The sequence below is a fragment of the Klebsiella sp. K-3 genome (assembly GCF_051207495.1).
GTDB lineage: Bacteria > Pseudomonadota > Gammaproteobacteria > Enterobacterales > Enterobacteriaceae > Klebsiella > Klebsiella aerogenes.
In genome coordinates, this window is sequence record NZ_JBPNXF010000001.1 from 429,730 (window position 1) to 450,026 (window position 20,297).

The 20,297-nt window shown below is 57.4% G+C and carries 20 protein-coding genes; 15 read left to right on the plus strand and 5 right to left on the minus strand.

Annotated elements, in window-relative coordinates; genetic code table 11:
* Positions 1 to 18: 18 nt before the first annotated feature.
* Together kdpA and kdpF are read right to left on the minus strand one after the other, a co-directional pair.
* Positions 19 to 1,698, minus strand: coding sequence for a potassium-transporting ATPase subunit KdpA (kdpA, locus tag ACSEMK_RS02025; protein ID WP_113373866.1), 1,680 nt, complete (start codon positions 1,696 to 1,698; stop codon positions 19 to 21).
* Positions 1,698 to 1,787 (minus strand): K(+)-transporting ATPase subunit F, encoded by a 90-nt coding sequence (gene kdpF, locus ACSEMK_RS02030; RefSeq protein ID WP_020079348.1) that lies wholly within the window; start codon positions 1,785 to 1,787, stop codon positions 1,698 to 1,700. The genes kdpA and kdpF overlap by 1 nt, the downstream gene beginning before the upstream one ends.
* A 313-nt stretch (positions 1,788 to 2,100) precedes the next feature.
* On the opposite strand from kdpF, the gene ACSEMK_RS02035 reads away from it, so the two are divergent.
* The gene (locus tag ACSEMK_RS02035) at positions 2,101 to 2,307 is read left to right on the plus strand and encodes a DUF2517 family protein (protein WP_015367687.1); all 207 of its coding nucleotides are present in this window, start codon (positions 2,101 to 2,103) and stop codon (positions 2,305 to 2,307) included.
* A 178-nt stretch (positions 2,308 to 2,485) separates the two neighbouring features.
* Positions 2,486 to 3,895, plus strand: coding sequence for a deoxyribodipyrimidine photo-lyase (gene phrB / locus ACSEMK_RS02040; protein WP_430914379.1), 1,410 nt, complete (start codon positions 2,486 to 2,488; stop codon positions 3,893 to 3,895).
* 3 nt (positions 3,896 to 3,898) lie between these two features.
* Here the strand turns inward: phrB and dtpD are convergent, their stop codons facing one another.
* Positions 3,899 to 5,377 carry a dipeptide permease DtpD gene (gene dtpD, locus ACSEMK_RS02045; protein ID WP_430914378.1) on the minus strand — a complete coding sequence of 493 codons (1,479 nt, stop codon included), beginning with the start codon at positions 5,375 to 5,377 and terminating at the stop codon, positions 3,899 to 3,901.
* 268 nt (positions 5,378 to 5,645) lie between these two features.
* Between dtpD and ybgI the strand changes: the two genes are divergently transcribed.
* The 8 genes from ybgI to nei all read left to right on the plus strand — a co-directional run bounded on the left by ybgI (position 5,646) and on the right by nei (position 11,971).
* Complete coding sequence (ybgI, locus tag ACSEMK_RS02050; RefSeq protein ID WP_032707631.1) at positions 5,646 to 6,389, plus strand: radiation resistance protein YbgI; 744 nt, start codon at positions 5,646 to 5,648, stop codon at positions 6,387 to 6,389.
* Positions 6,390 to 6,403: 14 nt separating this feature from the next.
* Positions 6,404 to 7,060 (plus strand): 5-oxoprolinase subunit PxpB, encoded by a 657-nt coding sequence (pxpB, locus tag ACSEMK_RS02055; RefSeq protein ID WP_113373925.1) that lies wholly within the window; start codon positions 6,404 to 6,406, stop codon positions 7,058 to 7,060.
* Entirely contained in the window at positions 7,054 to 7,986 is a 933-nt protein-coding gene (gene pxpC / locus ACSEMK_RS02060) for a 5-oxoprolinase subunit PxpC (RefSeq protein ID WP_087860215.1), read from the plus strand. Before pxpB ends, pxpC begins: the two co-directional genes overlap by 7 nt.
* A complete protein-coding gene (gene pxpA, locus ACSEMK_RS02065; protein WP_087860213.1) occupies positions 7,976 to 8,719 on the plus strand; it encodes a 5-oxoprolinase subunit PxpA in 744 nt (247 codons plus the stop codon). Before pxpC ends, pxpA begins: the two co-directional genes overlap by 11 nt.
* Before the next feature lie 73 nt (positions 8,720 to 8,792).
* Positions 8,793 to 9,518 carry a DUF969 domain-containing protein gene (locus tag ACSEMK_RS02070; RefSeq protein ID WP_045366367.1) on the plus strand — a complete coding sequence of 242 codons (726 nt, stop codon included), beginning with the start codon at positions 8,793 to 8,795 and terminating at the stop codon, positions 9,516 to 9,518.
* Positions 9,515 to 10,510 carry a DUF979 domain-containing protein gene (locus ACSEMK_RS02075; RefSeq protein WP_213317413.1) on the plus strand — a complete coding sequence of 332 codons (996 nt, stop codon included), beginning with the start codon at positions 9,515 to 9,517 and terminating at the stop codon, positions 10,508 to 10,510. Before ACSEMK_RS02070 ends, ACSEMK_RS02075 begins: the two co-directional genes overlap by 4 nt.
* 9 nt (positions 10,511 to 10,519) lie before the next feature.
* Complete coding sequence (pcp, locus tag ACSEMK_RS02080; protein ID WP_430914377.1) at positions 10,520 to 11,164, plus strand: pyroglutamyl-peptidase I; 645 nt, start codon at positions 10,520 to 10,522, stop codon at positions 11,162 to 11,164.
* A 15-nt stretch (positions 11,165 to 11,179) separates the two neighbouring features.
* Positions 11,180 to 11,971, plus strand: coding sequence for an endonuclease VIII (nei, locus tag ACSEMK_RS02085; protein ID WP_325899210.1), 792 nt, complete (start codon positions 11,180 to 11,182; stop codon positions 11,969 to 11,971).
* A gap of 97 nt (positions 11,972 to 12,068) precedes the next feature.
* Here nei and gltA read toward each other — a convergent pair whose 3' ends face one another.
* Complete coding sequence (gene gltA, locus ACSEMK_RS02090; RefSeq protein WP_015367676.1) at positions 12,069 to 13,352, minus strand: citrate synthase; 1,284 nt, start codon at positions 13,350 to 13,352, stop codon at positions 12,069 to 12,071.
* A 183-nt stretch (positions 13,353 to 13,535) separates the two neighbouring features.
* Positions 13,536 to 13,667: a hypothetical protein gene (locus ACSEMK_RS02095; RefSeq protein ID WP_418268990.1), complete on the minus strand. Its 132-nt coding sequence runs from the start codon at positions 13,665 to 13,667 to the stop codon at positions 13,536 to 13,538.
* A gap of 324 nt (positions 13,668 to 13,991) precedes the next feature.
* On the opposite strand from ACSEMK_RS02095, the gene sdhC reads away from it, so the two are divergent.
* From sdhC to sucA, 5 genes are all read left to right on the plus strand, one after another.
* Positions 13,992 to 14,396, plus strand: coding sequence for a succinate dehydrogenase cytochrome b556 subunit (sdhC, locus tag ACSEMK_RS02100; protein WP_020079340.1), 405 nt, complete (start codon positions 13,992 to 13,994; stop codon positions 14,394 to 14,396).
* Positions 14,390 to 14,737 (plus strand): succinate dehydrogenase membrane anchor subunit, encoded by a 348-nt coding sequence (gene sdhD / locus ACSEMK_RS02105; protein WP_015367674.1) that lies wholly within the window; start codon positions 14,390 to 14,392, stop codon positions 14,735 to 14,737. The genes sdhC and sdhD overlap by 7 nt, the downstream gene beginning before the upstream one ends.
* Complete coding sequence (sdhA, locus tag ACSEMK_RS02110; RefSeq protein ID WP_032707635.1) at positions 14,737 to 16,503, plus strand: succinate dehydrogenase flavoprotein subunit; 1,767 nt, start codon at positions 14,737 to 14,739, stop codon at positions 16,501 to 16,503. The genes sdhD and sdhA overlap by 1 nt, the downstream gene beginning before the upstream one ends.
* 15 nt (positions 16,504 to 16,518) lie before the next feature.
* Positions 16,519 to 17,235, plus strand: coding sequence for a succinate dehydrogenase iron-sulfur subunit SdhB (sdhB, locus tag ACSEMK_RS02115; RefSeq protein ID WP_020079339.1), 717 nt, complete (start codon positions 16,519 to 16,521; stop codon positions 17,233 to 17,235).
* A gap of 253 nt (positions 17,236 to 17,488) precedes the next feature.
* Positions 17,489 to 20,296 carry a 2-oxoglutarate dehydrogenase E1 component gene (gene sucA / locus ACSEMK_RS02120; RefSeq protein WP_045381571.1) on the plus strand — a complete coding sequence of 936 codons (2,808 nt, stop codon included), beginning with the start codon at positions 17,489 to 17,491 and terminating at the stop codon, positions 20,294 to 20,296.
* The last annotated feature ends 1 nt before the right edge of the window (position 20,297 follow it).

The window sequence follows — 20,297 nt, forward strand, 5'->3', positions numbered from 1 at the left end:
CAGGCTGCTCCGCATCGCTTAAAGTAAAGAGAAGTGTTCCGCCACCGGGCCGAGCGCCAGTGCGGGGATAAAGGTGAGGGCGCCGACCAGCAGGACGGTACCGATCAGCAGGCCGATAAACAGCGCATCGTGGGTGGCGAGCGTGCCGGAACTGGCGGGCTGAATTTTCTTGTTCACCAGCGACCCGGCAATCGCCATCACCGGGACGATCACCCCGAAGCGGCCCACCAGCATGCAGAACGCCAGCAGCAGGTTCCAGAAGGTCGTGCCGGCGCTTAAGCCGCCGAAGGCGCTGCCGTTGTTGTTGGCCGCCGAGGTGACCGCGTACAACACTTCGCTAAAGCCGTGCGGGCCCGGATTCAACATGGCGCTGCGACCGGCTTCGGTCATCATCGCCAACGCGGTGCCGAGCAGTACCAGCGTTGGGGTCACCAGAATCGCCAGCGCGATCATTTTCATTTCGCGCACGTCGATTTTCTTGCCGAGATATTCCGGCGTGCGGCCAATCATCAGCCCGGCGATAAATACCGCCAGCATGACGAACAGCAGCATGCCGTACAGCCCGGAGCCCACGCCGCCGAAGACCACCTCGCCAATTTGCATCAGCCACATCGGCACCATGCCGCCCAGCGCGGTGAAGGAATCATGCATCGCGTTGACCGCGCCGCAGGAGGCGGCGGTGGTGACTACCGCAAACAGGCTACTGGCGAGAATGCCAAAGCGGCTCTCTTTCCCTTCCATATTCAGGCTGCTGTCGGCGCCAAGGCTGAGCAGGTGCGGATTTCCGCGAGTTTCCGCCCACATCACCACCGCCACGCAGACCACGAAAATCAGCGCCATTGCCCACAGGATTGCGCGTCCCTGACGGCGATCGCCGACCGCTTCGCCAAAGGCAAAACACAGCGCCGCCGGGATCAGGAAGATCGCCAGCATCTGCACCAGGTTGGTTAACGCCGTCGGGTTCTCAAACGGATGCGATGAGTTGGCGTTAAAGAAACCGCCGCCGTTGGTACCGAGCATTTTGATCGCTTCCTGCGAGGCGACTGGTCCCATCGGCAGCCACTGGCGAACGCCTTCCAGGCTGGTGAACGGCTGATAAGCCTGCAGGTTCTGCGGCACGCCCTGTTGCACAAAGAACAGCGCGATCAGCAGAGAAAGAGGCAGTAGCAGCCACAGCGTAATGCGGGTCAGGTCGACCCAGGCGTTGCCGAGGGTGCTGACTTTCTGTCGCGCCCAGGCGCGGGTCAGCACGAAGATAACCGCAATACCGGTCGCGGCCGACAGGAAGTTTTGCACCGCCAGACCTACCATCTGGCTGAGATAGCTCATGGTGGTTTCCCCGGCGTAGGCCTGCCAGTTGGTGTTGCTGACGAAGCTTACCGCGGTATTCAACGCTAAATCCCAGGACAGATTGGGGAAGTGCTGCGGATTGAACGGCAGCCAACCCTGACACATCAGCAGCGCCATCAGCGCCGCGAGACCAATCGCGTTAAACAGCACAATGGCGATCAAGTACTGCCGCCAGTCCATCTCCTGGCTGCGAATCCCCGCCAGCCGCCAGATACCGCGCTCAACGCCGGCAAGCCCCGGGAGCGGGAGGTCGTTGATCATTCGCGCCAGCAGCGAACCGAGCGGCCGCGCCAGTACCAGCAGTACCAGCAGGAAGCTGGCGATAAGTAAGAACCCTTGCGCGGCCATCAGAACGCCTCCGCATGTATCAGGGCATAGACCAGATACGCCAGCAGCAGGAATACCAGCGTTACGCCAGCAATGATGCCTGTAGTCACTTTCCACCTCCGGGTGTGTCTCTTATTGATATACCGAGAGGGTAGGAATTTCGGCGCAAAGATTTCGCAAAAATCGCCGCGGGCGGTGTAAAAAAAGTATAAAAATGGCTAAAGGCACAATTTAACTAATGGTTAGTATTAATTTAACTTTTTTGTAACTCAGTTACGCCGTGAATGTAAATTAAGTATAAATAAGTGCTTTTTAGTGGTCGGATGAGTAGTAAAATTACAACCAGCGCGGTACTATTTGTGCAGACAAACATTGTGACATTTACCGGCGCTGCTTGCCGGCCTGACAAAGGGGAGAGAAATTATGGCGTTGTACAAAGCTTATCCTGCTCACATTATCCTGATGCGTCGCGCTTTCGCCGTCGTGGCCGGGGTTGCTGCGCTGCCGGTGATGCTGTTCTGGAAAGATCGCGCCCGTTACTACAGCTGGCTGCATCGCGTATGGGCGAAAACCAGTGAACAGCCGGTATGGATGGCGCAGGCGGAAAAAGCCGCGCACGACTTCTACTAATCCGCGCCGCTGCGACGAATATAAAAACCGCCGGTTGACGACCGGCGGTTTTTTTTCGTCCGCTGTCTACACTTAGCTTTCACGCGCCGTGGCAGAATTGGCAGGTGCTTATTTTGTCGCAGCGCGCTATTTTGCCGGCCTGAGTGATGAGTTTTGCTTACGGAGAGTGAGGAGTTTTATGGCCACCCATCTGGTCTGGTTTCGCATGGATTTACGCCTTCATGATAATCTGGCGCTGGCCGCCGCCTGCCGCGACCCGCAGGCGCGGGTGCTGGCGCTCTATATCGCCACGCCAGAGCAATGGCGCCAGCATCATATGGCGCCGCGCCAGGCGGCCTTTATCGCCAGCCATTTACGTAGCCTCCACGCGGCGTTGGCGGAACGCGGTATCCCGCTGCAGGTTGAAGAGGCGAACGATTTCGCCGCCAGCATCGAGCTGCTGACGCGCATCTGTAAACAGCACCAGGTTAGCCATCTATTTTATAACTATCAGTATGAGTTTAATGAGCGCCAGCGCGACGCCGACGTCGAGAAAACCCTGACAGAAGTCACCTGCCAGGGGTTTGACGACAGCGTACTGTTGCCGCCGGGCAGCGTGATGACCGGCAACCGTGAGATGTATAAAGTCTTTACGCCGTTTAAAAATGCGTTTATCCGCCGCCTGCGTGAAGGGCTGCCGGAGTGCGTGGCGGCGCCGAAAGCACGCCAGTCAGCCGCCGGGCAGGCGCCGCCGCTGCCTGAGATCAACTATCCGCAAACGGCATTTGACACCGATCTGTTCGCGGCAGATGAAAAAACGGCGTTGACTCGATTGCGCGCGTTTTGCCAGCAGCCGGCGGCGGATTACGATCAGCAGCGCGATTTTCCGGCAATAGAAGGAACCAGCAGGCTATCGCCGTGTCTCGCGGTAGGCGTACTGTCGCCGCGCCAGTGCCTGCATCGCTTGTTACGGGAGCAGCCCGGCGCGCTGGATGGCGAAGCGGGCGCAAGCTGGCTGAACGAGATTATCTGGCGCGAGTTCTATCGTCATCTGATGGTTTACTACCCGAAACTGTGTAAAGGCCGGCCCTTTGTCGCCTGGACCGACAAGGTCGCCTGGCGCAGCAATGAGGATGAACTGCAGGCCTGGCAACAGGGGCAAACCGGTTTCCCCATCGTCGATGCCGCCATGCGGCAGCTTAACGCCACCGGCTGGATGCACAATCGCCTGCGGATGATTGTCGCCAGCTTCCTGGCGAAAGACCTGCGCCTCGACTGGCGGCACGGAGAGCGCTATTTCATGAGCCAACTGATCGACGGCGATTTGGCGGCCAACAACGGCGGCTGGCAGTGGGCGGCCTCGACCGGTACCGATGCAGCCCCTTATTTTCGTATTTTCAATCCGACGACCCAGGGCGAGAAATTTGATAAGCAGGGCGAGTTTATTCGCCGCTGGCTGCCGGAACTGGCTGAAGTGCCAGAGAAAGCGCTGCATCAGCCGTGGCTGTGGGCGGATAAACAGGGGGTAACGCTGAGGTATCCGCGCCCGCTGGTTGACCATAAGCAGGCGCGGCTGGAGACGCTGGCGGCCTGGGAAGCCGCCAGATAGTTTCTATTCTACCGCCAGTTGGCGGGTTTTGACCTTCACGGAGTGATACAGCCAGATGACCAGCACCAGGCCAACGCAGGCCAGCGCGCCCCAGGTGATCTGGCTGAAGACGTCGATGTAGGCTTCAATCGAATAGTTAACCGCGCCCGCGGCATTAAACGACGCCTGCGATGTCTGGTCGGCGATGACGCCGGCCAGATAGTTGGCGATCGCCCCGGAAAGCAGCATATAGATACCGGTCAGCACTCCGGTGACGCCGGGGATTTCGATCCGGGTGATTTGCGACATCGCTACCGGGTCGATAAACAGTTCGGCGAAACCCATCACCGCCAGCCCTAGAACCATTAGCGGCATGGAGGAGTGGCCATACGCGGCCGACCAGCGGGCGCTTAAGGTCAGAATGCAAAACCCGGCGCTCATTAGCCCGAGACCGAGGGCGAATTTCCCCCAGATACGCACGGTACGGTTGCCCTTGATGTTTTCTTTGACCAGCCATGCCAGCACCATACCGCAGAGCATCACCGCGAAGGCGTTAACCGACTGGAACATCGCGGTTGGTACTTCATAGCTCATGACGTGGCGGTTCACGAAACGGTCGATATAGAGGCTGATGGAGCTGCCGCCCTGCTGGGCAAAGGCCCAGAACAGCAGGCTAAAACCGGTGAGGACGATAATCAGACGCAGCTCTTTACGCTGTTTGTCGTTCTCCGCGCGCAGGTAAATACGCGCCAGTACCGCCAGGCCAATCACCGTCGCCACAATCAGCGCATACACCGACCACTCCTGCCAGAACAAGACGGTAATTAGCAGCGGCGTCGCCACCAGCAATACCAGCAGCCAGCCCCAGTTCGGCAGGAGGAAGGTCCGGGCGCGCAGCGCCTCGCGGTTAACGCCGGTGGTGTGGCGGAAGTGGCGACCGCCGCAAAGGAAGATCACCAGTCCAGCAATCATACCGACTGCCGCCAGCGCAAAGCCCATCGCCCAACTGTACTCTTCCTGCACGTAGCCGCAGGCGATAGGCGCGATGATCGAACCAATATTTCCCGCGGCGTACATCAGCGAGAAGCCGCCATCGCGGCGCGGATCGGTCGGCTCGTACAGTTCGCCAAGCAGGCAGCTGACGTTGGATTTAAACAGCCCGTAACCGCAAACGATAATCGCCAGCGATAAATAGAGGAAGGTGGGGGCGATTTCGCTGGCGCCGAGCACCAGGTGACCGATAGCCATGAGTAGCGCGCCGAGCATCACCGCCATGCGGTTGCCGAGCAGTTTGTCGGCGAGGAAGCCGCCGAGAATAGGGGTGACATAGACCAGGGAGCAGTAGGCGCTAAACAGGGTATAGGCGTGATTATCGTCGTACTTGAGCTGGTTGGTGAGGTACAGGATTAACAGCGCCCGCATGCCGTAAAAACTGAAGTATTCCCAAATTTGCAGCGCAACGACGTAGTAAATCGCCCGTGGCTGTGAAGTTTGTTTGTTCATGTAACGTTCATTTCCTGGCCGTAAAACGAAAGTCGATCTTTCTGCATGAATAGCGTTTGTGTGGTGTTATTCATGGCCTAAATGGCTTTCTGGTTATTTAATATGCTTTATAAGTGCATAAATATACACTAATGCGCGGTGAGGGGAAGAGGCAATTTGGGCGATTATGCGAATGGCTGAAATGGACCCTTTGGCGTCGCTATCGACGACTCGGGCGGATGTGGTTATGTTATAGGTTTGTACAAACAGATTTTCTGATGGAGCGGCAATGAAAAATAGCGAACTGGAACAATTAATTAACGAAAAACTGAATAGCGCGGCCATCAGTGATTACGCCCCGAATGGCCTGCAGGTGGAAGGGCGGGAGACGGTGCGGAAAATCGTCACCGGCGTCACCGCCAGCCAGGCGCTGCTCGATGAAGCCGTGCGTCTGCAGGCGGATGCGGTGATTGTGCATCACGGTTACTTCTGGAAAGGCGAATCGCCGGTGATCCGCGGCATGAAGCGCAATCGCCTGAAAACGCTGTTGGCCAACGATATCAATCTTTATGGCTGGCATTTACCGCTGGATGCGCATCCGGAGCTGGGCAATAACGCCCAACTGGCGCAGCTGCTGGGGATCAATGTGATGGGGGAAATCGAACCATTGGTGCCCTGGGGCGAGCTGTCTATGCCGGTATCCGGGCTGGAACTGGCATCGTGGATTGAAGCGCGATTAGGGCGTAAACCGCTGTGGTGCGGCGATACCGGGCCGGACAAAGTTACCCGCGTCGCCTGGTGTACCGGCGGCGGCCAGAGCTTTATCGATAGCGCGGCCCGCTTTGGCGTCGATGCCTTTATTACCGGCGAAGTGTCTGAGCAGACGATTCATTCCGCCCGTGAGCAGGGGTTGCATTTTTATGCCGCCGGCCATCATGCCACCGAGCGCGGCGGTATTCGCGCCCTGAGCGAGTGGCTGACGGAAAATACCGACCTAGACGTCACCTTTATTGATATCCCTAACCCGGCCTGATGAGAGAGAAAAAAGTGCAGCGAGCGCGTTGTTATCTATTAGGTGAAACGGCGGTGGTCCTGGAGCTTGAGCCTCCGGTGACCCTGGAGAGCCAAAAACGTATCTGGGGCCTGACGCAGCGGTTGACCGATCGCGAAGAGGTGATTGAAGTGATCCCGGGGATGAACAACATCACCGTTGTGCTGCGTCGTCCGCAGGAGATGGCGTGGGAGGCGATTGACAAGCTGCAGCGCTGGTGGGAAGAGAGCGATGCGTTGGAGCCGGAATCCCGTGAGATAAGTATCCCGGTTATCTATGGCGGTGAAGCGGGGCCAGATCTTGGCGACGTCGCGCGCCATAGCGGGTTGAGCGAAAAACAGGTGGTCGAACTGCACTCTTCGGTGGAGTATGTGGTGTGGTTTCTGGGGTTCCAGCCGGGATTTCCGTACTTTGGCGGCCTGCCGGAGCAGTTGGCCATGCCGCGTCGCGCCGAGCCGCGCGTACTGGTACCGGCGGGATCCGTCGGTATCGGCGGATCGCAAACCGGTATTTATCCGCTGGCGACGCCGGGCGGCTGGCAGCTGCTGGGGCGCACGCCGCTGGCATTATTCGATCCAAAGCGTGAAGAACCGGTGCTACTACGTTCTGGCGATCGCGTACGCTTTGTGCCGCAGAAGGAGGGGGTATGTTGAAATTTATCCGCGCCGGCATGTACACCTCGGTACAGGATGGCGGCCGGGAAGGCCAGCGGCAGTGGGGGATTAGCCGCTGCGGCGCGCTGGATAAACCGGCGATGACCATTGCCAATCTGCTGGTGGGAAATGCGCCGGAGGCGGCGGCGCTGGAGATTACGCTGGGTCAGATCGATGTGCAGTTTACCCGCCACTGCTGGTTCGCGTTGACCGGCGCCGCCTGTGAAGCGACGCTCGACGGCGCGCCGGTCTGGCTGGGCTGGCGAATGGAAGCAAAGGCCGGGCAGCGGCTGGTGCTGAAAAATCCTCAGCATGGGATCCGCAGCTACCTGGCGGTGGCGGGCGGCATCGACGTACCTGAAGTTTTAGGTTCCCGCTCTACCGATCTGAAAGTTGGCATCGGCGGAATCGAAGGGCGCCGATTGCAGGATGGCGATCAATTGAAGATTGGGAAATCCTCCCGCCGCTTTAGTGCCTCGCGCGGCGTTAAACAGCTACCGACCGGTAATATCATTCGTGCGCTGCCGGGGCCGGAGTATCACGAATTCGACAGCGTGTCGCAGGAGTCGTTCTGGCGTTCGCCGTGGCGGCTTAGCCCGCAGAGCAACCGTATGGGCTACCGCCTGCAGGGTCAGCCGCTCAAGCGCACAACCGACCGTGAAATGCTCTCCCATGGCCTACTGCCTGGGGTGGTACAGGTGCCGCATAACGGCCAGCCGATCGTGTTGATGAACGATGCGCAGACCACCGGCGGCTATCCGCGTATAGCCTGCATTATTGAAGCCGATATGTACCAACTGGCGCAAATTCCGCTGGGTCAGCCGATCCATTTCGTCCCCTGTTCGCTGGAAGAAGCGCTGAAAGCGCGCGCCGACCAGCAGCGTTACCTTGAACAACTGGCCTGGAGATTGAGCGATGAAAATTGATTTAAATGCCGACCTCGGTGAAGGCTGCGCCAGCGATAGCGCGCTGCTGCAGCTGGTCTCTTCCGCCAATATCGCCTGCGGCTTTCACGCCGGCGATGCGCTGCTTATGCAGCAGTGCGTGCGCGAGGCGCTGAAAAACGGCGTCGCTATTGGCGCACACCCGAGCTTCCCGGACCGGGAAAATTTCGGTCGAACCGCAATGCAGTTACCGCCAGAAACGGTCTACGCCCAGGTGCTGTACCAAATTGGCGCGCTGGCGGCGATTGTGCATGCCCAGGGCGGCGAGCTGCGGCACGTTAAACCGCACGGCATGTTGTACAACCAGGCGGCGAAAGAGCCACCGCTGGCCGATGCCATCGCCCGTGCGGTGCGCGATGCCGACGCCGGGTTGGTGCTGGTCGGGCTGGCGGGGAGCGAGCTTATTCGCGCCGGACAGCATTATCAGCTGACGACACGTCAGGAAGTCTTCGCCGATCGCGGCTATCTCGCCGACGGTAGCCTGGTGCCGCGTAGCCAGCCGGGCGCGCTGATAGAGAGCGAAGAGCAGGCGCTGGCGCAAACGCTGGAAATGGTGCAACACAATCGGGTGCGCAGCCTGAGCGGCGAATGGGCGCATGTGAAGGCAGAAACGGTCTGCCTGCATGGCGATGGCGCTCATGCGCTCGATTTCGCCCGACGCTTGCGCGCTGCTTTCGCAGGGCGCAATATCGACGTCAGCGCGGACATCGATTAATAGTCCGCCTTAGTATTTTAATAATAATTAAATCAAATAACTAACAACACTCACAACTGAACAGGACGTTATTATGCAAGAGGCGATATCCCTCTGGCCGCTGATCGGCATTGCCGTGATTGTGGTCGGTTTTCTATTACGCTTTAACCCGGTGCTGGTGGTGATTATCTCCGGGATCGTCACCGGCGTGGCGGCGCATATGCCAATAGCCACTATTCTGGAGAAACTGGGCGAGGGCTTCCTTAATACCCGTAATCTGCCGTTTATTCTGCTGTTGCCGCTGGCGGTGATCGGGCTGCTGGAGCGCCATGGTCTGAAAGAGCGGGCGCAGGCGTGGATTGCGAAGATCCATAGCGCGACCGCCGGACGTCTGCTGATCGTCTATCTGTTTGTGCGCGAAGCCACCGCCGCCCTGGGCTTGACCAGCCTCGGCGGACATCCGCAAATGGTGCGCCCGCTGCTGGCGCCGATGGCGGAGGGGGCGGCGGAAAAGCGCTTTGGTCCGCTGCCGGGTCATGTGCGCTACCGCCTGCGCGCGATGTCGGCGGCGACCGACAACGTTGGCCTGTTCTTCGGTGAAGATATTTTTGTCGCCTTTGGCGCGATCATCTTCATGCACAACTTTATGCTGGAGTCGGGCGGGATCCAGACGGAACCGTTGCATATTGCCCTGTGGGGGATCCCGACGGCTATCTGCGCCTTCCTGATCCACGCCGCGCGCCTGTGGCGCCTCGATCGCCATCTCCAGCGCGAGTTGGACCGCGTTAACGCCGGGCAGGCGAAAGGCGGTGCGGCATGAACTTCCAGCAAACGTATTTATACTGGCTGGCCGGCGCGGTACTGCTGGTCGTGGCTATCATGTCCTGGCGCGACAAAAGCAATCCGCGGCGCCTGACAACCGGCCTGTTCTGGGGCCTGTACGGGCTGGTGTTCTTGCTCGGCGACTGGACGTATCAACTGGTGGGCGATAAGCGTACGGTGAACATCGCCGTCGGCGGCTTGGTGGTTGTACTGGCGCTAATCGCTGGTTTTGGCGGCGTGCGCCTCGGCAGCTACCATCAGCGTACCCAGGAAGAGAAAACCGCCAGCGCGAAACGCCTCGGCAACAAACTTTTCTATCCGGCGCTGGCGATTCCGGTCGTCACCGTTATTGGCGTTCTGCTGTTTAACAATCTGCCTTCATGGCAGGTGGCGCTCTTCGGGCCGGGCAACCACGCGACGCTGATTACCCTGTTCTCGATGACCGTCGGTACGCTGATTGGCCTGGCGATGGCGATTCGTATGACGCATGAAACGGTGGCGCAACCGATGCAGGAAGCGCGCCGTTTGCTGGATTCCGTCGGCTGGGCCTTTATCCTGCCGCAAATCCTCGCGGTGCTGGGGCTGCTATTTACCGCGGCGGGCGTCGGAACCAGCATTTCATGGCTGACCGAGCACTATCTGGCGGTAGATAACCGCTTTATCGCCGTGGCCGTGTACGCCATCGGCATGGCGGTGCTGACGATGGTGATGGGTAACGCCTTTGCCGCTTTCCCGATCGTGACCGCCGGGGTTGGCATTCCGATTTTAGTTCTGCAGCACGGCGGTAATCCGGCGGTAATGGCGGCGATTGGTATGTTTTCCGGCTACTGCGGCACGCTGATGACGCCGATGGCGGCGAACTTTAATATCGTACCGGCGGCGCTGCTCGAACTGCCGGATAAAAACGCGGTGATTAAAGCCCAGGTACCGACCGGTATCCTGCTGCTGATCGTCAACGTATTCTTACTCTATTTCCTGATGTTCCTGTAAGGAGGGATGATGGCTGGCGTATTAATTACCGGTTTTGAGCCGTTCGGCGGCGAAACGGTTAATCCTTCATGGGAAGTGGTTAAGCAGCTTGATGGCATGATTATTCGCGGGCAGCAGGTGGTGGCTAAACAGTTACCCTGCGTGTTCGGCGAGGCGCTGACGGCGCTGAAGGCCGCGCTGGAAACCTATCAACCGCAGCTAACGATTGCCGTCGGGCAGGCCGGAGGCCGTGTCGATATTACCGTCGAACGTGTGGCTATCAACGTCGATGATGCGCGGATCCCCGACAATAAAGGCCAGCAGCCGATCGATGAGCCGATCGTCGCTGACGGCCCCGTGGCATGCTTCAGTACGCTACCGATCAAAGCGATCGTTAGCGCGCTGCGCCAGCAGGGGATCCCGGCCTCGGTGTCGCAAACCGCGGGCACTTTTGTCTGCAATCACGTGATGTATGGTTTGCTGCATCAGCTGCAGGGCAAAGCCGGGCAGAAGGGCGGTTTTATCCATATTCCTTATCTACCTGAACAGGCGGCGGCCCATCCGGGGCAGGCGAGTATGTCGGTCGAGACGGTACGCGCGGCGCTGGAAACGGCGATTACCGTCGCTCTTGAACAGGATGACGACGTCAAAATTGGCGGCGGCGCCACGCACTAACAGAAGGACGATACTATGCCTGAAGGCCCGGAGATCCGCCGCGCGGCGGATACCCTGGAGGCGGCTATCAAAGGCGAACCGTTAACCGAAGCCTGGTTCGCCTTTCCACAGTTGCAACCCTATCAAAGCCAGCTGATTGGCCAACGGGTGACCCATATCGCCACCCGCGGCAAGGCCCTGTTAACCCACTTCTCCGGTGGATTGACGCTGTATAGCCATAACCAGCTGTATGGGGTCTGGCGCGTGGTGGATGCCGGCGTTGAGCCGCAATCGAACCGCGTACTGCGCGTCAGACTGCAGACCGCACGCAAGGCGATTTTGCTCTATAGCGCCTCGGAGATTGAGATGCTGACGGCGCAACAGCTGGCCGATCATCCGTTTTTACAACGGGTCGGGCCGGATGTGCTGGATATGACGTTAACCGCCGGGCAGGTCAGAGAGCGCCTGTTGTCGGCGAAATTTCGCAATCGCCAGTTTTCCGGCCTGTTGCTGGACCAGGCGTTTCTCGCCGGGCTCGGTAACTATCTGCGGGTGGAGATCCTGTGGCAGGTAGGGCTGACCGGGCAGCATAAGGCCGCCGAGCTCAATGACACGCAGCTCGATGCGCTGGCGCACGCGCTGCTGGATATCCCGCGCCTTTCTTACCGCACCCGCGGCCAGGTGGATGAAAACAAACATCATGGCGCGCTATTCCGCTTTAAGGTTTTCCATCGCGAGGGGGAGGCCTGCGAACGTTGCGGCAGCATCATTGAGAAAACGATGCTGTCATCGCGACCCTTTTACTGGTGCCCTGGCTGCCAGCACTAACGCCAGTTGTTGAGCGATTAAAATTTTTTTGTACGCTTAAATAAAAAAAATCGGGGAAGGTCCCCGATTTTTTTTGCTAACCCCAAAAGGGGTGAAATTACTTCTTGAGATCGGACTTGAAATCGCGCTTCTGGTAGCCGGTATACAGCTGACGCGGACGGGCAATTTTCATACCGTCGCTGTGCATTTCGTTCCAGTGGGCAATCCAGCCGACGGTACGCGCCATCGCGAAGATGACGGTAAACATCGAGGATGGAATACCCATCGCTTTCAGGATGATGCCGGAGTAGAAATCGACGTTCGGATACAGTTTCTTCTCGATGAAGTACGGGTCATTGAGCGCGATGTGCTCAAGTTCCATCGCCACTTCTAGCAGATCGTCCTTGGTGCCCAGCTCTTTCAGTACTTCGTGGCAGGTTTCACGCATTACGGTGGCGCGCGGATCGTAGTTCTTGTACACGCGATGGCCGAAGCCCATCAGGCGGAAAGAGTCATTCTTGTCTTTCGCGCGGCGCACGAATTCCGGAATGTGTTCAACGGAGCTGATCTCTTCCAGCATTTTCAGCGCGGCTTCGTTGGCGCCGCCGTGCGCCGGTCCCCACAGGGAGGCGATACCCGCAGCGATACAGGCGAACGGGTTAGCGCCGGAAGAGCCAGCGGTACGGACGGTAGAGGTTGATGCGTTCTGTTCGTGGTCAGCGTGCAGGATCAGGATACGGTCCATTGCGCGTTCCAACACCGGGTTAACCTCATAGGTTTCGCACGGCGTGGAGAACATCATATTCAGGAAGTTACCCGCGTAGGAGAGATCGTTGCGCGGATACACGAAAGGCTGGCCGATAGAATATTTGTAACACATTGCTGCCATGGTCGGCATTTTAGACAGCAGACGATAGGCGGCGATTTCACGGTGACGTGGGTTATTTACGTCCAGGGAGTCGTGATAGAACGCCGCCAGCGCGCCGGTAATACCGCACATCACCGCCATCGGGTGAGAGTCGCGACGGAACGCGTGGAACAGACGGGTAATCTGCTCGTGGATCATGGTGTGGCGGGTAACGGTAGTTTTGAATTCGTCGTACTGCTGTTGAGTCGGTTTTTCGCCGTTCAACAGGATGTAGCACACTTCAAGATAATTTGACTCGGTAGCCAGCTGATCGATCGGGAAACCGCGGTGGAGCAGGATCCCTTCATCGCCGTCGATAAAAGTAATTTTAGATTCACACGAGGCTGTTGAAGTGAAACCGGGGTCGAAGGTGAAGACACCTTTTGAACCAAGACTACGAATATCAATAACATCCTGACCGAGCGTGCCTTTTAGCACATCAAGTTCAATAGCAGTGTCACCACCCAGGGTGATTTTTGCTTTAGCATCAGACATTTATGGTCTCCTTAGCGCCTTTTATTGCTTAAGACTGCCGGGTGGTGGATTTGCATTCGGCCCGAACCTGACTACGTTACCAGATTGTTATGTTGCTCACAGCTCTGTGTCGCGAAAATTGCAGGGTACAGAGCGCAGGCGCTTGATGGTACGTCTTCAGCCCGGGAGTGAAACGGCAGCAAATCAGCGTTTTAGCAGCCCGAATATTAAAACCTGTATACCACTAATAACTGTCCTGATTACATCGGTCAATACCATCACACTGTTACATAACTTATTCTCAGGTGAAAGAGTGACCCCATAACTTTTGGGCATTATTGCATTAATCTAGTAATGGTTGTAACAAGAATGTTTAATATTTGTCAAATCAGGTGATTAAAATTTAAAATAATGTTGTAATCGTGACCTTGATCACTGTTCCGGACAAAACCCGACAAACTATATGTAGGTTAATTGTAATGATTTTGTGAACGGCCTATACTGCCGCCAGGTCTCCGGAACACCCTGCAATCCCGAGCCACCCAGCGTTGTTTGGTCACGCTTTTACTCCTGGAAAGGGGTTTTAACATGACTTCTGGTTATAGAAAGGACGCTGTCTGACCCGCAAGCAGACCGGAGGAAGGAAACAATAAGAACAGCATGTGGGCGTTATTCATGGTAAGAAATGTGAAAAAACAAAGACCTGTCAATCTGGATCTACAAACGATTCGATTCCCAATCACGGCGATAGCGTCCATTCTCCATCGCGTATCCGGTGTGATCACTTTTGTGGCGGTCGGTATTCTGCTTTGGTTGCTGGGCACCAGCCTTTCCTCTCCGGAGGGCTTCCTGACGGCCGCTTCCATCATGAATAGCTTCTTCGTGAAGTTCATCATGTGGGGCATCCTCACCGCGCTGGCTTATCACGCCGTTGTCGGTATCCGCCATCTGCTGATGGACTTTGGCTATCTGGAAGAAACCCTCGAAGCAGGGACACGCTCCGCCAAAATTTCTTTTGTTATTACTGTCGTGCTTTCACTTCTCGCAGGAGTCCTCGTATGGTAAGCAACGCCTCAGCACTGGGACGCAACGGCGTACATGACTTTATTCTGGTCCGTGCTACCGCCATCGTTCTGACCCTCTACATCATCTACATGGTTGGCTTCTTCGCCACCTCCGGTGAGATCTCCTGGGAAATCTGGACCGGATTCTTCTCCTCCGCGTTCACCAAAGTCTTTACCCTGCTGGCTCTCGTTTCCATCCTGATTCACGCCTGGATCGGTATGTGGCAGGTGTTGACGGACTACGTTAAACCACTGGCCGTGCGCTTAGTTCTGCAACTGATTATCGTTGTGGCGCTGGTGGCTTACGTTCTTTATGGATTTGTTGTGGTGTGGGGTGTGTAATGAAATTGCCAGTCAGAGAATTTGATGCAGTTGTAATTGGTGCCGGCGGCGCAGGTATGCGCGCGGCGCTGCAGATTTCCCAGAGCGGACAGACCTGTGCGCTGCTCTCTAAAGTTTTCCCTACCCGTTCCCATACCGTTTCCGCGCAGGGTGGCATCACCGTTGCGCTCGGTAATACCCATGAAGATAACTGGGAATGGCACATGTACGACACCGTGAAAGGGTCGGACTATATCGGCGACCAGGACGCCATCGAATATATGTGTAAGACCGGCCCGGAAGCGATTCTTGAGCTGGAACATATGGGCCTGCCGTTCTCCCGTCTTGATGACGGCCGTATTTATCAGCGTCCGTTTGGCGGCCAGTCGAAAAACTTCGGCGGCGAGCAGGCGGCACGTACCGCGGCGGCGGCCGACCGTACCGGTCACGCGCTGCTGCACACCCTGTATCAACAGAACCTGAAAAACCACACCACTATCTTCTCCGAATGGTATGCCCTCGATCTGGTGAAAAACCAGGACGGCGCGGTGGTCGGTTGTACCGCTCTGTGCATCGAAACCGGTGAAGTAGTGTACTTCAAAGCCCGCGCTACCGTGCTGGCGACCGGCGGCGCAGGCCGTATTTATCAATCCACCACCAACGCCCACATCAACACCGGCGACGGCGTCGGTATGGCTCTGCGCGCGGGCGTTCCGGTGCAGGATATGGAAATGTGGCAGTTCCACCCGACCGGTATCGCCGGGGCAGGGGTGCTGGTCACCGAAGGTTGCCGCGGCGAAGGCGGTTACCTGCTGAACAAACACGGCGAGCGCTTCATGGAGCGTTATGCGCCGAACGCGAAAGACCTGGCGGGTCGTGACGTGGTGGCGCGTTCTATCATGATCGAAATCCGCGAAGGCCGCGGCTGCGATGGTCCGTGGGGCCCGCACGCCAAGCTGAAACTGGATCACCTGGGTAAAGAAGTGCTGGAATCCCGTCTGCCGGGCATTCTTGAACTGTCTCGTACCTTTGCCCACGTTGACCCGGTTAAAGAACCGATTCCGGTTATCCCAACCTGCCACTACATGATGGGCGGTATTCCGACCAAAGTGACCGGCCAGGCGCTGACCGTGAACGAGAAGGGCGAAGATGTGGTGATTCCGGGCCTGTTCGCTGTTGGCGAAATCGCCTGCGTATCGGTACACGGCGCCAACCGTCTGGGCGGCAACTCGCTGCTGGACCTGGTGGTCTTCGGCCGCGCGGCGGGTCTGCATCTGCAGGAATCCATCGCCGAGCAGGGCGCGCTGCGTGCTGCCAGCGAGTCCGATGTCGAAGCTTCCCTGGATCGCCTCAACCGTTGGAACAACACCCGTTCCGGCGAAGACCCGGTTGCTATCCGCAAAGCGCTGCAGGAATGTATGCAGCATAACTTCTCGGTCTTCCGTGAAGGCGACGCGATGCATAAAGGTCTGGAACAGCTGAAAGAGATCCGCGAGCGTCTGAAAAATGCGCGCCTGGACGACACTTCCAGCGAGTTCAACACCCAGCGCGTTGAGTGCCTGGAGCTGGATAACCTGATGGAAACGGCGTATTCCACGGCGGTATCCGCTAACTTCCGTACCGAAAGCCGCGGCGCGCATAGCCGCTTCGACTTCCCGGAACGTGATGATGAAAACTGGCTGTGCCATTCCCTGTATCTGCCAGAGTCGGAATCCATGACGCGTCGAGCGGTCAACATGGAACCGAAACTGCGTCCGGCATTCCCGCCGAAGATTCGTACTTATTAATGCGGAGACAGGAATATGAAACTCGAGTTTTCAATTTATCGCTATAACCCGGATGTTGACGACGCTCCGCATATGCAGGATTACACCCTCGACGCGGAAGAAGGTCGCGACATGATGCTGCTGGATGCGCTTATCCAGCTGAAAGAAAAAGATCCGTCGCTGTCGTTCCGCCGCTCCTGCCGTGAAGGGGTGTGCGGTTCCGATGGTCTGAACATGAACGGTAAAAATGGTCTGGCGTGCATCACGCCGATCTCCGCGCTGAACCAGCCGGGTAAGAAAATTGTTATTCGTCCGCTGCCTGGATTGCCGGTTATCCGCGATTTGGTGGTAGACATGGGGCAATTCTACGCACAATATGAGAAGATCAAGCCTTACTTATTGAATAATGGGCAAAATCCTCCGGCTCGCGAGCATCTGCAGATGCCTGAGCAGCGCGAGAAACTCGATGGTCTGTACGAGTGTATTCTGTGCGCATGTTGTTCGACTTCTTGTCCGTCGTTCTGGTGGAACCCGGACAAGTTCATCGGCCCGGCAGGCCTTCTGGCCGCGTATCGCTTCCTGATCGACAGTCGCGATACCGAAACCAGCGAGCGTCTGGAAGGTCTGAGCGATGCTTTCAGCGTATTCCGCTGTCACAGCATCATGAACTGCGTCAGTGTTTGTCCTAAGGGATTGAACCCAACGCGCGCCATCGGCCATATTAAGTCGATGCTGCTGCAGCGCAGCGCGTAAGCAACACGGTCTGTCCCGGATGGCGCGTGCGCTTATCCGGGCTACCAAAGCAGTAGCCCCGGCAAGCCTTAGCGCCGCCGGGGATATAGCAGGAAACCTCTAAAAACTGCCCCTGATAGTTAGACAGTTTTTAAAGGTTCCTTAGCGGATAGAAACCACAACTCGTCCGCAACAAGTGAACCCCGGCACGTGCACTCGGTGTGCGTGGTAGTTTCTACGGCGAAATAAGCATAAAAATGCTTAAGGGATCACGATGCAGAACGGCGCAATGAAAGCCTGGCTGGACTCTTCTTACCTCTCTGGTTCGAACCAGAGCTGGATAGAACAGCTCTATGAAGACTTCTTAACCGATCCTGACTCTGTTGACGCCAACTGGCGTTCGATGTTCCAGCAGTTACCTGGCACCGGAGTTAAACCGGATCAATTTCATTCGAAAACACGTGATTATTTCCGTCGACTGGCGAAGGATGCCTCACGTTACACTTCTTCGATATCCGACCCTGATACCAATGTGAAGCAGGTTAAAGTCCTGCAGCTCATCAACGCATACCGTTTCCGCGGTCACCAGCAGGCGAATCTCGATCCGCTGGGACTGTGGCAGCAAGAGAGAGTGGCGGATCTCGATCCGGCTTACCACGATCTCACCGAGGCCGATTTCCAGGAAAGCTATAACGTAGGTTCTTTCGCCATCGGAAAAGATACGATGAAGCTGGGCGACCTGATTGCGGCGCTTAAGCAAACCTACTGCGGCTCCATCGGCGCGGAATACATGCATATCACCTCTACTGAAGAAAAACGCTGGATCCAGCAGCGTATTGAGTCAGTAGCTGGTAAAGCGAGCTTCACCGCGGAAGAGAAAAAGCGCTTCCTGAGCGAACTGACCGCCGCGGAAGGCCTGGAGCGCTACCTCGGCGCCAAATTCCCGGGCGCGAAACGCTTCTCGCTGGAAGGCGGCGATGCGTTAATCCCGATGCTCAAAGAGATCATCCGTCACGCCGGTAAGAGCGGCACCCGTGAAGTGGTGCTGGGCATGGCGCACCGTGGTCGTCTGAACGTACTGGTTAACGTGCTGGGTAAAAAACCGCAGGATCTGTTCGACGAATTCGCGGGCAAACATAAAGAACACCTCGGCACCGGCGACGTGAAGTACCACATGGGCTTCTCTTCCGATATGGAAACCGAAGGCGGCCTGGTTCACCTGGCGCTGGCGTTTAACCCGTCGCACCTGGAAATCGTAAGCCCGGTGGTTATCGGCTCCGTACGCGCCCGTCTGGATCGTCTGGACGAGCCGAGCAGCAACAAAGTTCTGCCAATCACCATCCACGGCGACGCCGCGGTAGCCGGCCAGGGCGTGGTTCAGGAAACCCTGAACATGTCCAAAGCGCGCGGTTACGAAGTGGGCGGTACCGTTCGCATCGTTATCAACAACCAGGTTGGCTTCACCACGTCCAACCCGCTGGATGCGCGTTCTACGCCTTACTGCACCGATATCGGTAAGATGGTTCAGGCGCCGATTTTCCACGTTAACGCGGATGACCCGGAAGCGGTCGCTTTCGTTACCCGTCTGGCGCTGGATTTCCGTAATACCTTTAAACGCGATGTCTTCATTGACTTGGTGTGCTACCGCCGTCACGGCCACAACGAAGCCGACGAGCCGAGCGCAACCCAGCCGCTGATGTACCAGAAAATCAAAAAGCATCCGACTCCGCGCAAAATCTATGCTGACAAGCTGGAGCAGGACAAAGTCGCGACGCTGGAAGACGCTACCGAACAGGTTAACCTCTACCGCGATGCGCTGGATGCCGGCGATTGCGTGGTAGCGGAATGGCGTCCGATGAACATGCACTCCTTTACCTGGTCTCCGTACCTCAACCATGAGTGGGACGAGAGCTATCCGGATAAAGTTGAGCCAAAACGTCTGCAAGAGCTGGCCAAACGCATCAGCACGGTACCGGAAAGCGTTGAGATGCAGTCTCGCGTAGCGAAAATCTACGGCGACCGTCAGTTGATGGCGGCGGGCGAGAAGCTGTTCGACTGGGGCGCGGCGGAAAACCTGGCGTACGCCACCCTGGTTGACGAAGGTATTCCGGTTCGTCTGTCCGGCGAAGACTCCGGTCGCGGCACCTTCTTCCACCGTCATGCGGTTATCCATAACCAGAGCAACGGTTCTACCTATACGCCGCTGCAGAACGTACACAATGGCCAGGGCCAGTTCCGCGTCTGGGACTCCGTGCTGTCTGAAGAAGCGGTACTGGCATTCGAATACGGTTACGCCACCGCGGAACCACGCACCCTGACCATCTGGGAAGCGCAGTTCGGCGACTTCGCCAACGGCGCGCAGGTGGTGATTGACCAGTTCATCAGCTCCGGCGAGCAGAAATGGGGCCGGATGTGCGGCCTGGTGATGCTGCTGCCGCACGGCTACGAAGGGCAGGGCCCGGAGCACTCCTCCGCGCGTCTGGAACGCTATCTGCAGCTGTGCGCTGAGCAGAACATGCAGGTTTGCGTACCGTCCACTCCGGCACAGGTTTACCACATGCTGCGTCGTCAGGCGCTGCGCGGTATGCGCCGTCCGCTGGTGGTCATGTCGCCGAAATCTCTGCTGCGCCACCCGCTGGCGGTTTCCAGCATGGACGAACTGGCGAACGGCACCTTTATGCCGGCGATTGGCGAAATCGACGAGCTCGATCCGCAAGCCGTGAAACGCGTCGTACTGTGCTCTGGTAAGGTTTACTACGACCTGCTGGAACAGCGCCGTAAAAACGAGCAAAAAGATGTCGCCATCGTGCGTATCGAACAGCTCTATCCGTTCCCGCATCAGGCGGTGCAGGAAGCGCTGAAAGCTTATTCGCACGTCCACGATTTTGTCTGGTGCCAGGAAGAGCCGCTCAACCAGGGCGCATGGTACTGCAGCCAGCACCACCTTCGTGAAGTAGTTCCATTTGGGGCCTCTCTGCGTTATGCAGGCCGCCCGGCCTCCGCCTCTCCGGCGGTAGGGTATATGTCCGTTCACCAGAAACAGCAACAAGATCTGGTCAATGACGCGCTGAACGTCGATTAAT